At 67.0% G+C, this 13,145-nt stretch carries 6 protein-coding genes; 2 read left to right on the top strand and 4 right to left on the bottom strand.

Translation table 11 applies throughout. The features are described 5' to 3' along the window. Nucleotides 1–9: 9 nt before the first annotated feature. The gene (locus tag ACWW36_RS00795) at nt 10–3,681 is read right to left on the bottom strand and encodes a multifunctional oxoglutarate decarboxylase/oxoglutarate dehydrogenase thiamine pyrophosphate-binding subunit/dihydrolipoyllysine-residue succinyltransferase subunit (protein WP_456142319.1); all 3,672 of its coding nucleotides are present in this window, start codon (nt 3,679–3,681) and stop codon (nt 10–12) included. Between the two features lie 231 nt (nt 3,682–3,912). Next, the gene (locus ACWW36_RS00790; protein WP_456139727.1) at nt 3,913–4,656 is read right to left on the bottom strand and encodes a hypothetical protein; all 744 of its coding nucleotides are present in this window, start codon (nt 4,654–4,656) and stop codon (nt 3,913–3,915) included. Between the two features lie 174 nt (nt 4,657–4,830). Between ACWW36_RS00790 and ACWW36_RS00785 the strand changes: the two genes are divergently transcribed. Together ACWW36_RS00785 and ACWW36_RS00780 are read left to right on the top strand one after the other, a co-directional pair. After that, nucleotides 4,831–6,117 (top strand): multidrug effflux MFS transporter, encoded by a 1,287-nt coding sequence (locus ACWW36_RS00785; protein ID WP_456139726.1) that lies wholly within the window; start codon nt 4,831–4,833, stop codon nt 6,115–6,117. Between the two features lie 88 nt (nt 6,118–6,205). Further along, the gene (locus ACWW36_RS00780) at nt 6,206–8,401 is read left to right on the top strand and encodes an MFS transporter (RefSeq protein WP_456139725.1); all 2,196 of its coding nucleotides are present in this window, start codon (nt 6,206–6,208) and stop codon (nt 8,399–8,401) included. On the opposite strand, the gene ACWW36_RS00775 is transcribed toward ACWW36_RS00780, so the two are convergent. Both ACWW36_RS00775 and ACWW36_RS00770 read right to left on the bottom strand, forming a co-directional pair. Beyond that, nucleotides 8,398–9,744 (bottom strand): FAD-binding oxidoreductase, encoded by a 1,347-nt coding sequence (locus ACWW36_RS00775; RefSeq protein ID WP_456139724.1) that lies wholly within the window; start codon nt 9,742–9,744, stop codon nt 8,398–8,400. The two genes, ACWW36_RS00780 and ACWW36_RS00775, sit on opposite strands and share 4 nt — an antisense overlap. Continuing rightward, nucleotides 9,741–13,142: a TM0106 family RecB-like putative nuclease gene (locus tag ACWW36_RS00770; RefSeq protein ID WP_456139723.1), complete on the bottom strand. Its 3,402-nt coding sequence runs from the start codon at nt 13,140–13,142 to the stop codon at nt 9,741–9,743. The genes ACWW36_RS00775 and ACWW36_RS00770 overlap by 4 nt, the downstream gene beginning before the upstream one ends. Between the last annotated feature and the right edge of the window lie 3 nt (nt 13,143–13,145).

Here is a 13,145-nt window from a genome sequence, read left to right as displayed (position 1 = left end):
CGACCGAACCTACTCCGCGAACGCCTCGTCGATGATCTCCTGCTGCTCGACCGCGTGCACCTTCGACGAACCCGACGACGGCGCAGACATCGCCCGCCGCGAAATCCGTTTGATGCCAGACAGCTTCTCCGGCAACACTTCCGGAAGTGTCAGGCCGAACGTCGGCCACGCACCCTGGTTCGCCGGCTCCTCCTGCACCCAGAAGTACTGCTCGACGTTCGGGTACTGGTCCAGCGTCTCGGACAGCCGTCGCTTAGGCAGCGGAGCCAGCTGCTCGATTCGCACGATCGCCACGTCGTCGCGCTGTTCCTTGGTCTTGCGCGCCGCCAGCTCGTAGTAGATCTTGCCGCTGGTCAACAACATCCGTTTGGCCTTGCCGCGGTCACCGTCGCCGTCGGTGTACGTGGGTTCTTCCATCACCGAGTGGAACTTGTCCTCGGTGAAGTCCCGAACGTCGCTGACCGCAGCCTTGTTGCGCAGCATGGACTTCGGAGTGAACACGATCAGAGGCCGGTGGATTCCGTCGAGCGCGTGGCGCCGCAGCAGGTGGAAGTAGTTCGCCGGCGTCGACGGCACCGCAATCGTCATCGAGCCCTCGGCCCACAGCAGCAGGAATCGCTCGATACGACCCGACGTGTGATCCGGCCCCTGGCCTTCGTGGCCGTGTGGCAGCAGCAGCACCACGTCCGACAGCTGGCCCCACTTGGCCTCACCGGATGAAATGAACTCGTCGATGATCGACTGCGCACCGTTGACGAAGTCACCAAACTGCGCTTCCCACAACACAAGTGCGTCAGGGTTGCCGACCGAATAGCCGTACTCGAAGCCCACGGCCGCGAACTCCGACAGCGCCGAGTCGTACACCATGAACTTGCCGCCGGTCGGCGTTCCGTCCTGGTTGACAGTCAGGAGCTGAAGCGGCGTGAACTCCGCGCCCGTCTTGCGGTCGATGACCACCGAATGCCGCTGGGTGAATGTCCCGCGACGGGTGTCCTGGCCGGACAGCCGCACAGTTGTGCCCTCGGCGATAAGCGATCCCAGCGCCAGCAGTTCGGCGAATGCCCAGTCGACCTTGCCCTCGTAGGCCATCTCACGGCGCTTCTCCAGCACCGGCTTGACGCGTGGATGCACGGTGAAGCCGTCGGGCATCGCCAGGTGCGCGTCGCCGATGCGGGCGAGCAGCGCCTTGTCCACCGCGGTGTTCATCCCTGCCGGCACCATCTGGTCGGATTCCACCGATGCGCTCGGCTCGATGGCGTGCTTCTCCAGATCGCGGACCTCGTTGAACACACGCTCGAGCTGACCTTGGTAGTCGCGAAGGGCGTCCTCGGCCTCTTTCATCGAAATGTCACCGCGGCCGATCAGCGCTTCGGTGTAGGTCTTGCGGACACCGCGCTTGATGTCGATCGCGTCGTACATCGCCGGCTGCGTCATCGACGGGTCGTCACCTTCGTTGTGCCCGCGGCGGCGGTAGCACAGCATGTCGATGACGACGTCCTTCTTGAACTGCTGCCGGAAGTCCATCGCCAGCCGCGCAACCCACGCTGCTGCCTCGGGATCGTCACCGTTCACATGGAAGATCGGCGCGCCGATCATCTTCGCGACGTCGGTGCAGTACTCCGACGACTTGGCGTCGGAAGGCGATGTGGTGAAACCGATCTGGTTGTTGACGATGATGTGGATGGTGCCGCCGGTGCGATACCCGCGCAGCAGCGCGAGGTTCAGCGTCTCGGCGACCACGCCCTGGCCCGCGAATGCGGCGTCGCCGTGCAGCATCAGCGGTACGACGGTGAATCCGTCCGGCCCGTCGCCTTTGTCGAGCAGGTCCTGTTTGGCGCGGACGAGCCCCTCAAGCACGGGGTCGACAGCCTCGAGGTGCGACGGGTTGGCCACCAGCGACACCTGAATGTCGTTGTCGCCGAACATCTGAATGTAGTTACCGGTGGCGCCCAGGTGGTACTTGACGTCGCCGGAACCGTGCGCCTGCGACGGGTTCAGGTTGCCCTCGAACTCCGAGAAGATCTGCGAGTACGGCTTGCCGACGATGTTGGCCAGCACGTTGAGCCGGCCGCGGTGCGGCATGCCGACGACGACCTCATCGAGCCCGTGTTCGGCGGCCTGGTCGATGACGGCGTCCATGCAGGGAATGACGGTCTCGGCACCTTCCAGCGAGAACCGTTTCTGCCCAACATATTTCGTCTGCAGGAACGTCTCGAACGCCTCTGCGGCGTTGAGCTTCGACAGGATGTACTTCTGCTGCGCGACCGTCGGCTTTTCGTGCTTGACCTCGACGCGCTCCTGCAACCATTGCTGCTGCTCGGGTTCCAGGATGTGGGTGTACTCCACACCGACGTGGCGGCAGTAGGAGTCGCGCAGCAGCCCGAGCACGTCGCGCAGCTTCTTGTACTCCTTGCCCGCGAACCCGTTGACCTTGAACACCCGGTCCAGATCCCACAGCGTCAGCCCGTGGGTGAGCACGTCGAGGTCGGGGTGGCTGCGGAACCGCGCCTTGTCCAGGCGCAGCGGGTCGATATCGGCCATCAGGTGGCCGCGGTTGCGATAGGCCGCGATCAACTCGATGACGCGACCGTTCTTGTCCTCGATCGAATCCGGATTGTCGATGCGCCAGCGCACCGGCTCGTACGGGATGCCGAGTTCGCGGAAGATCTCGTCGAAGAATTCGTCGGAGAGCAACAGTTCGTGCACGGTGCGCAGGAAATCGCCTGACTCCGCGCCCTGGATGATGCGGTGGTCATACGTCGACGTGAACGTGACCAGCTTGCCGACGCCCAACTCGGAGATGCGTTCCTCGCTGGCGCCCTGGAACTCCGCGGGGTACTCCATCGCGCCGACACCGATGATCGCGCCCTGACCGCGCATCAGCCGTGGCACCGAGTGCACAGTGCCGATGGTGCCGGGGTTGGTCAGCGAAATCGTCACGCCGCCAAAGTCTTCGGCGGTCAGCTTGCCGTCGCGGGCCCGTCGCACGATGTCTTCGTACGCGGCGATGAACTGGCCGAACCGCATCGTCTCGGACTTCTTGATGCCGGCGACGACGAGCTGTCGGTTACCGTCCTTGCCCTGCAGGTCGATGGCCAGCCCGAGGTTGACGTGCTCAGGGGTGACCGCGGTGGGCTTGCCGTCCACCTCTGCGAAGTGGCGGTTCATGTTCGGGAACTTCTTGACCGCCTGCACCAGCGCGTAGCCGATCAGGTGGGTGAACGACACCTTGCCGCCGCGGGTGCGCTTGAGGTGGTTGTTGATGACGATCCGGTTGTCGATCATCAGCTTCGCCGGGATCGCGCGCACGCTGGTCGCGGTCGGCACTTCGAGCGACGCCGACATGTTCTTGACGACCGCCGCGGCCGCGCCACGCAGCACCTGCCGTTCCTCCCCGACGGCGGGCGCGGGGGTCGGGGTCTTCGGCTTCGCCGGCTCCTGTTCGGGCTGCTTCGGCTTCGCGGGCGCGGTGGCGCCGTTGCTCTCGGCTGGCTTCGCCTTCGGCGCGGGAGCGGGCGCGGGTTCCGGGGGCGCGGTCGGTGCGGGGCCGGCCGCCTTGGCAGGTTGCCCGTTGCCGCCAGTGGGTTGCGGCTCGGCAGTTGGCTCGGGGGAGTAGTCGACCAGGAATTCATGCCAACTCGGGTCTACCGACGAGGGATCCTCGCGGAACTTGCGATACATCTCCTCGACCAACCACTCGTTCTGTCCGAATGGTGATGGTGAGCTCACGGCAGCTACTCGCCTCAATTCCTTCACTCGGGCAAGCGTGCTGGTAGACGCTCGCCACCTCAATTCTCGCGGTCCGCGGTTACCCGCTTTTGACCCGCCTAAAGGCTAACGCGTCTGCCGTTGGCCAAACCATGCGAACGGCAGTATCACCGGGGGCGGCCGCGCTGCCGCCCCTAGTCCTCGCTAGTCGCGCGGCACCGGCAGCACGTGAAGCGTCGACGGCCACCGTGACGGCGGATTGCCGAACGCGTTGCGCGCGTTGGCGATGATCTTCTTACCCATCATCCTGTTTCCGACGCCACCGACGACGGCTCCGATGCCGACGGGCAGCAGCTTGCCGAAGGCGATCGCGCCGCGTCGCAGCGTGTAGCGCTTCACGAAGTAGCGCATCAGCCGCGAATTCAGTTGCGTCACGGCAGGCAACGGCAACGTCGCCGCTCCCTCGGAAACCCAGGCGCCGCTGGTGCGGCCCGGCCCGAGCAGGTCGGCGACCGCACGCTTGCTGTCCTCGCCCACCAGCACCGAGAGCACCAGGGCGCGCCGGCGTTCCCGGTGATCGGCCGGGATGCCGTACACCTCCGCGAGCGCGAGCACGTACACCGACGTGGCTTCGAGAAACACGACCGTCTCCCCGGCCACTGCGCCGATCGCCGTCAGTGTGCCGATACCCGGAAACGCCGCGGCAGAGCCGACGGCGGCACCGCTGGCCATTACCGCGGCCAGATAGTGCTTCTCCAACTTCTTGGCGATCTCCGCCGGAGTCGCGTCGTGGTTGCGCTCGCGAAGCCGGTCGACATAGGCCTTGATCGCCGGCGCCTGAACTCGGCTGCCGCGTTCGAGGATCTGCGACAGGATCTTGGCGGCCGCGCCGGGACTGTCGTCCGCGACAGCAGGCAGCTGGCTCTTGGTGCTCGACCGAGCGCTCATATGCGGCCTCCATGTCCGGCTAGCGATGCTTTCAGGCTAACGCTTTGCTAACGAACGACGGCGCGGGCTAGTGCCGCGTCTCTCCGGCAGGCCGCAATGCTTCGGCAAGTGTCGTCGAAGTCACACCAGGACCAGTCGGGAACAAATTATTGAGAAGCGACGCTAACCACTTCCATGGCAGCATCGACCGACGTGGACGTGACCATCGCCGATCTCTCGACCCCGGCAGGGGAATCGAAGCCGCCCAGTCGCGCCCGCATGATCGCGGTCCTAGGCGCCATGGTCGCCCTCGGGCCGCTCACCATCGACATGTATCTGCCTGCGCTGCCGAAGATCGCCGACGACCTCGGGGTGTCGTCTTCGGTCGCACAGCTCACGCTGACGGGCACGCTGGCCGGCCTGGCGCTGGGTCAATTGATCGTCGGACCGCTGTCCGACTCGCTCGGACGTCGCAGGCCGCTGATGGCCGGCATTGTGCTGCACATGGTGGCCTCGCTCCTCTGCCTGTTCGCGCCGAACATCACGCTGCTCGGCGTGGCCCGCGGACTGCAGGGCATGGGCGCGGCGGCCGCGATGGTCGTCGCCATCGCCGTCGTCGGTGACCTGTTCGAAGAATCGCAGGCGGCCACCGCGATGTCGCGGCTGATGCTGATCCTCGGCGTCGCGCCTGTCGTGGCGCCGTCGCTGGGCGCCGCGGTGCTGCTCAAGGCTTCCTGGCACTGGGTGTTCGCCGTACTGGTCGTATTGGCCGGGGCGCTGTTGCTGCTCGCGGCGCTCGCGCTGCCAGAGACTCTGCCGGTGCCGCATCGCCGGCCGCTGAAGGTCCGCGGTATCGCCGCCACCTATGTCGAACTACTGCGTGACGTGCGTTTCGTCATCCTCGTGCTGGTCGGTGCGCTCGGCATGTCCGGGCTGTTCGCCTATATCGCGGGTGCGTCGTTCGTGCTTCAAGGCCATTACGGGCTCGGCCAGCAGGCGTTCGCGCTGGTGTTCGGCGCCGGCGCCGTCGCTCTGATCGGAGCGACACAATTCAACGTGGTGCTGCTTCGGCGGTTCGCGCCGCAAACCATCGTGCTGTGGGCTCTAGTCGCGGCCTCACTGGCCGGCGTGGTGTTCGTCGGCCTGTCGTTGGCCCACGTCGGCGGCCTGCCGGGGTTCGTGCTGCCGGTGTGGGCGATCCTGGGGGCGATGGGGTTCGTCATCCCCAACGCGCCGGCGGTGGCGTTGTCGCGGCATCCCGACGCCGCAGGCACCGCGGCCGCGTTGCTCGGTGCGGCCCAGTTCGGCCTCGGCGCCGCGGTTGCACCGCTGGTCGGCGTGCTCGGCAACGACGAGATCGCGTTAGCCTTGGTGATGACGACCGGCATGGTGATCGCATTCCTGGCGTTGGTAGCGGTCGGCGTGCCAGCCGCCAACACGAACGACGGCGTCAGCGGCGACGCCGTCGCCGAACCAGCCTGACGTTTGTTACCAGTGTGACCCGGACTTGTCCGGGGCATATTCAGGTCCGTAGCGTCGGCTGAATCCTCGTCTACCTGGCCGACCCGAGATGTTTCAGACGCTGACTACCCGGCAAGACGGCCGCGCTCGCGCAGCGCGCCACCAGCCCAGCCGCACCGCACCGGCGGGGCCGCTCGCTGTCGGAACGCCGGACAACCCGTGGAACGCGCTGTGGGCGATGCTGGTCGGCTTCTTCATGATTCTGCTCGACGCCACCATCGTGGCCGTCGCCAATCCGTCCATCATGGACAAGCTCGGGGCCAGCTACGACGCCGTCATCTGGGTCACCAGCGCCTACCTGTTGGCGTACGCGGTGCCGCTGCTGGTGGCCGGCCGGCTTGGCGACCGGTACGGCCCGAAGAACCTCTACCTGCTCGGCCTTGCGGTGTTCACCGCGGCGTCGCTGTGGTGCGGCCTGGCGGACACCATCGGAATGCTGATCGCCGCGCGCGTCGTGCAGGGCGTCGGTGCAGCGCTGCTGACGCCGCAGACGCTGTCCACGATCACGCGGATCTTCCCTGCGGAGCGCCGCGGGGTGGCGATGAGCGTGTGGGGCGCCACGGCCGGTGTGGCGACCCTGGTCGGCCCGCTGGCAGGCGGTGTGCTGGTCGACCGGCTCGGCTGGCAATGGATCTTCTTCGTCAACGTCCCGATCGGTGTGATCGGCCTGGCGCTGGCCGTCTGGCTGATTCCCGCGCTACCTACCCAGAAGCACGGGTTCGACGTGCTCGGGGTGCTGCTCTCGGGCGTCGGCATGTTCTTGATCGTGTTCGCGCTGCAGGAGGGGCAGTCGCACGACTGGGCGCCGTGGATCTGGGGCACTTTGGCGGGCGGCATCGGATTCGCGGCGGCGTTCCTGGTGTGGCAGTCGGTGAACCGCAATGAGCCGCTCGTGCCGTTGGTCATGTTCCGCGACCGCGACTTTTCGCTGTCGAATCTCGGCGTCGCGACCATCGGCTTCGTGGTGACGGCGATGCTGCTGCCGGTGATGTTCTACGCGCAGGCGGTGTGCGGGCTTTCGCCGACGCGCTCGGCACTGCTGATTGCACCGATGGCGATCGCGACGGGTGTGCTGGCGCCGTTCGTCGGCAAGATCGTCGACCGCTCGCACCCGCGGCCGGTGGTCGGCTTCGGCTTCTCGGTGTTGGCGATTGCGCTCTTGTGGCTGTCGCTGGAAACGACGCCTGCGACGCCGATCTGGCGACTGATATTGCCGATTACCGCGATGGGTATCGGCATGGCATTCATATGGTCACCGCTTGCCGCGACCGCGACTCGCAACCTGCCGCCGCATCTGGCCGGCGCCGGCTCCGGTGTGTACAACACCACGCGGCAGGTCGGGTCGGTGCTGGGCAGCGCGAGCATGGCGGCATTCATGACGTCGCGGATCAGCGCCGAGATGCCGCCGATGCCGTCTGCGGCGCCGCAAGGCGAAGGCTCGGTCGCGCGGCTGCCCGCGTGGCTGCATGAACCGTTCGCCGCGGCGATGTCCCAATCCATGCTGCTGCCAGCCTTTTTCGCGTTGTTCGGCGTTGTCGCGGCGATGTTCCTTCTTGGCTTCGGAAACGCCGAACTGGTCGAGCCCTTCGACGGTGAGGATCCGGACCGCGATGCGGGCCTTGCCGTCGAATACGGCGGCGACGAAGCGTTCGTCGACGACGACGAGTACCTGGAATACACGGTCTCGTGGGATGACTGGGACGACGAACCAAAGCCGGTCGCGCCGGTCGTCGAGGACGACGACGTCACCGAACCGTTGGAATCACGCGCCGAACATGTGCTTCATGCACCCGCGGACACCTGGCACACCGCGCCGGTCGAGGCGTGGCGGTGGGCGCACGACGACGAAATCGCTGAGCCCGGGCCGACAGCTGAGCCCGAGCCGCCAGCACCCCCACCGCCGCCGGAGCCGCCGCGGGAGCACTGGCGCGGCGTTCTCGACGACCTGCTGGGCGACAAGTCGGCCAAGCCGCTGCCCGAGCCGGACGTCGAACCAATCGGATTTGCGCACAACGGTTTTCACGTCGATGAGCAGGAGCATTTCGGGGCGTTGCCTGACCCCGAGCCAGAGCCGCCGGACGAGCCCACGCCGCCACGCCATGGACGGCGGGCCCGCCACTATCTGCCGGACGACGAGCCCGAGCCGCGGCAGTTCTGGTTCGAGTCCAACGGCAGGCATTCCCGCGGCGAAGGCCCCGACGACGCGACCCGCTACGGCAGGCACTCCATGCCCGGCCGCGACTAGTCGAACAGCACCGCGGGATTGAGATAACCCGACGGGTCGAATGCCGCCTTGACGGCGCGCATCGCCGCGATGTCGGATTCCGTGCGCGACATCGAAACGTAGTCGCGCTTGCGGGTTCCGACGCCGTGTTCCGAGCTGACGTTGCCGCCGCATCGGGCGATCAGTTCCATCATCGGCGCATACAGTTCGCGCTCCGCATCGGGTCCGCAGCGTACGACATTCAGGTGCAGGTTGCCTTCACCGATGTGGCCGAACATCACGGCGATCGCCTCGGGGGCATGTTTGGCGACGAGGTCAGCCGATTCTGCCGCGAACGCTGCGATGGCCGAAAGCGGAAGCGAGACATCGAATTTCAGAGGTGGACCGTACACGCCGAGCACCTCGGCCACTGATTCGCGCACTTGCCACAGCCGCTGCTGTGCAGCGACGTCGACGCCGACGGCGGGTTCGTCCGACATCTCAGCGGCGCCCAGCGCATCAGCCAGCCGCTCGGTTTGGTCGGTGTCGCCGGCCAGTTCTATCAGCAGCTGCCACGCTCCGTCGACGGGCGCGGCGACGCCAGCGTGTTCGGCGGTCAGCGCGCTGGCGCGTGCGTCGATCAACTCCAGCGCGGCGATGCCGTCGAAATCCCGGAATACACGGCCGGTTTCGACGAGCGCGTCCAGATCGGCGAACCCGCATATCGCGGTCACCCGCTGCTTCGGCGTGGGATGCAGCCGCAGATCCAGCCCGGTGATCACGCCCAGCGTTCCCTCGGCGCCGATGAACAGCGATGCCAGGTCGTATCCGGTGTTGTCGCGGCGAACCTTGCTGTGCCGGTGAACCACAGACCCGTTGGGCAACGCCACATCGAGCCCGATGACCTGCTCGCCCATGTTTCCGTACCGCACGGTGCGCAGCCCACCGGCGTTCGTCGACGCCATACCGCCGACGGTGGCCGAATCCCGCGCGGCCAGGTCGACACCGAACACCAGACCCTCGGCGGCCGCTGCGCGCTGCACCTCGGCCAACGTCACGCCCGCGCCGACGTGGACACGGCGTTCGACGACGTCGACCTCACCGACATCGCGCAGCCGTTCCGTGGACAGCAGCACGTCGTCGTGTTCGGGCACAGTCCCGGCCACCAGTGAGGTTCGGCCGCCCTGCACGGTGACGTAGACACCCGCGTCGCGGCAGGCCCGCAACACCGCCGCTACTTCTTCGGCAGACCCCGGCCGCACCAGCGCGCTGGCATGTCCGCGGTAGCGCCCGGTGTGGTCGACGCTGCGGCCTTCCAGCACGTCGGCGTCGGTGCTGACGTGCGCGGCGCCGACGATTGTCGCCAGCTCGTCGGTCAAGCTCATCCCGTGGGTGTATCACACGCGGCCAGCGACAAGAACGCGCCGAGCTCAACCAGCCGGTCCGGTGTGGATGGCAGGTACTCGGTCAACGTCTCCGAACGCACGATGATGCTGGCGTATTTGGCGCGGCTGACGGCGACGTTGAGGCGATTGCGGTTGAGCAGAAACGAGATTCCGCGCGGGACGTCGTCGATGGATGACGCCGTCATCGAGACGAACACCACCGGCGCCTGCCGGCCCTGGAACTTGTCGACGGTGCCGACGGCGACACCGTCGAACCCCGCGGCGTCGAGGTGCTGTCGAAGCAGCAACACCTGGGCGTTGTACGGCGCGACGACGAGCACGTCGTCTTGACGCAATGGCCGCGTGTCGTGCTCGTCGGTCCAGTCGGACCCCAGGAGACGCCGAATCTCGGCCACGATCGCCGTCGCCTCTTCGGGGCTGCTCGTCGAGTTGCCGTCGTGCGAGACGGCCAGCACACGCACCCCGGGTGGGTAGCCGTCGATTGTGCGTGCGGCGGTCCGGCTCTCGTCGGAACGTAGCCGGCCTTCGTAGGACAGCCGCGAGACGGGGCCGCACACCGCGGGATGCATGCGATACGAGCGGTCCAGGAAATAGCCGAGTTGCTCGGGCAGGGTTCGATGTGCGTCGACGAGCCACCCCAGCGCCGACGCGTCGACCGGCTCGGGGTGGTGGCCCTGACTGACCTGTGGCAGCTGTTGCGGATCACCCAGCAGCATGAGGTTTTCGGCGGCGCGCGCCACCGCGATCGTATTCGCCAGGCAGAACTGCCCGGCCTCCTCGATCACCAGCAGATCGAGGCTGCGGGCATCCACCCGCGTGTCGTTGGCGAAATCCCATGCGGTGCCGCCGATTACACAGCCGGGATGGTCGGCTATGAACGTGGCATAGGCCTTCTCGTCGATGACCTCCCACGTGGCACCGCGTCCGTGCGCCTTCTTGGCGATTCGAGTCGCGTCGACGCCGGCCTCGATCAGACCGCAAAACAGGTTCTCGACGACGGCGTGGGCCTGCGCGACCACCCCGACCCGCCACCGGTGATCGTTCACCAACGTCGCGATGATCCTGGCCGCGGTGTACGTCTTGCCGGTGCCAGGCGGTCCGTGCACCGCAAGGTATGACGAATCGAGATCAAGCAGCGCCGCAGTGATGTCCGCCGTGGCGTCACCGGTGTGGGGCAACGGCGCGCCGCTTCGAGTGCGTGGGCTGCGCCGCAACAGGATGTCGGCGATGGCGGTGTCCGGCAGGTCCGGCAGCATCGCGGCGACGCCGGCGGCCGCAGTGTCGATGGACTCGCGCAGCTTTTTCGTCGCAATCGGGGCGCCCGGCGTCAGGGCGAACGGCACCTGTGTGAACGGCCCGTCTGCCGGTTCCCGCTCGCAGATGGTCACCTCTGTCGGGATCGCCGGATCGTCGACCTCGATGATCTCGGCGTTGCCCGCCGCGCGCCGGTCGGGGTTGTCGACGAGACCGGGGGGTGCGGGCGGCTCGTAGAGCGCAAACACGTTGCGGCCCAACTCTCCTGCGGCCAGCGTGCCGGTGAGCTTTACCCAGCGTTGCGGTTTTCTTGCCCGTGGCGGCAGATGCCAGTCCTGGACGACGTCGGCGGAGTCGGCAAGAAACACGTCGCTCTTGTCGCCCCACTCGTCGACGGGGTTGTTGAGCCGGTCGAAATGCGCCCACCAGAAGGGCTTGTCCTCACGACGGTGAAAACCACGCGCGGCCGCGAACAATGCGACCGCGGTCTGTTCCGGGGTGCGCTCGTCGACACCGTCGCCGGCGAAGGCCATCAGCGTGTGGGCGAGTTCGTCGGTGTCCTCGACTGTGGTGCCGGCGGCCACCGGTTGCGGGCCGAGCGGTGGCACGCTCGACTCGATCGCGATCTTGATCAGCCAGTCACGAAGCTTGTGCGTCGAACGACAGTCGTAGCGGTTGTAGTCCTCGATCTCCTTGAGGACATTGGCGGCCTCATCGGCATGCCCGTCGGCGCGCAGCTCGCAGAATCGCGCGTACATCGTGATCGAGTCCGCGGCCGTCGTGACGTCACCGGTGCGTAGCTCCGATCCCATATACAGCGGCTCAAGCGATTTCAGGCTGTAGCTCTCGGTGCCGACGCGAATGGTCTTGCGCACCAACGGGAAAAGGTCGACGAGCACACCGCTGCGCAGCAGGTCGTCGACCTCGTCCTCGCCGACGCCGTAGCGGCCGGCCAGCCGCAGCAGCGCGGTCTTCTCGTAGGCCGCGTAGTGATAGATGTGCATCTTCGGGAAGCGCTTGCGCCGCTTGCGCACCATCGCCAGGAAGTCGACAAGCGCCTTGCGTTCGCTTGTGCGGTCGTGCGCCCACAGCGGCCGAAACGTGCCCCCGGCCTCCAGCACGCCCCACAGGTACTCCAGCCCCCAGTCGTGGCCGTCGGTCGTCCACAACGGATCGCCCTCGAAGTCGAAGAACAAGTCGCCCTTGTCCGGATCGGGCAGCAGGTTCAGCGGCTGCGGGTCGGCCACCTCAAACGGTGGCCTTCCGTCGACACGCGGGGAGATCTGCAAGCGCGCCTGCGAGGTCAGCGATCCGACCGTCCGCATCGGCAGCTCGGGCACGGCGCCCTCGTGGTGGGCGAGGTCGGTCATGGTCGTGATGCCGGCATCGAGCAGCCGGGCGCGCTGGCTGACCCGCATGCCCGCCACGAGGAGCAAGTCGTCGGTGGCACGGACCTGCAGCGTGCATTCGGGACACCGGAAGCAGGCTCGCACATCTTCGTCTTCCCATGTGACCGGCTTGCCGCCCGCGACATGGTCGTCGAGCAGGCGCTGCAACTCGGCGCGGCGCGGCCGGTACACCGGGAGCAATTCGTCGACACGGTAAGTCGCCGTCGCGCCGTCGCCGAGGACCAACTCCACCTCGGGCGCGACGGGCACGCCGGCCTCGGCGAGCGTCTCCGCATACGCGGCGAGCTGAAGCAGGGCCTCGACCTTGACGGAGCGGGCCAGCTTGGTGTCGCGTAGCCGATACCGCTCGCCGTCCAACACCAGAAAGTCGGCGAATCCGACGAACCGGCCGTCGAACATCGCGGCTTGGTAGATCACGGGTGCGCGCCGCTCGACCGCGCGCATGGTCTGTTCGGCGGCGGCGCTCAGGCCCGCAATCGTGTAGGGCGGCCTACCGATGATGGCGACGTCGGCGATGGAGCGCAGCTCGTCGAGGTGGCGCTGTTCGTGCTCACCGCCGAGCGTGGCCGTCCGGGCCAGCAGCTCGTCTTCGACCGCGACGGCCGGACCCCAGCCGAGCTTGGCGTCGAATGCGCGCAGCAACGCGTACTCGCAGCGGGCGGCCGCTGCGAGGTCGGATGCGCTGTAGATCACTTGGCCGTCGGCGACGAACACGCT

Source organism: Mycobacterium sp. MMS18-G62, from assembly GCF_053877835.1.
This window is presented reverse-complemented; position numbering and strand designations above follow the sequence as displayed.

What these genes read in the sequence shown, in the direction of transcription:
- ACWW36_RS00785 (WP_456139726.1), top strand. Translation starts at nt 4,831, where the DNA reads ATGGCAGCATCGACCGACGTGGACGTGACCATCGCCGATCTCTCGACC.
- ACWW36_RS00795 (WP_456142319.1), bottom strand. Translation starts at nt 3,681, where the DNA reads ATGTATCGCAAGTTCCGCGAGGATCCCTCGTCGGTAGACCCGAGTTGG.
- ACWW36_RS00775 (WP_456139724.1), bottom strand. Translation starts at nt 9,744, where the DNA reads ATGAGCTTGACCGACGAGCTGGCGACAATCGTCGGCGCCGCGCACGTC.
- ACWW36_RS00790 (WP_456139727.1), bottom strand. Translation starts at nt 4,656, where the DNA reads ATGAGCGCTCGGTCGAGCACCAAGAGCCAGCTGCCTGCTGTCGCGGAC.
- ACWW36_RS00780 (WP_456139725.1), top strand. Translation starts at nt 6,206, where the DNA reads ATGTTTCAGACGCTGACTACCCGGCAAGACGGCCGCGCTCGCGCAGCG.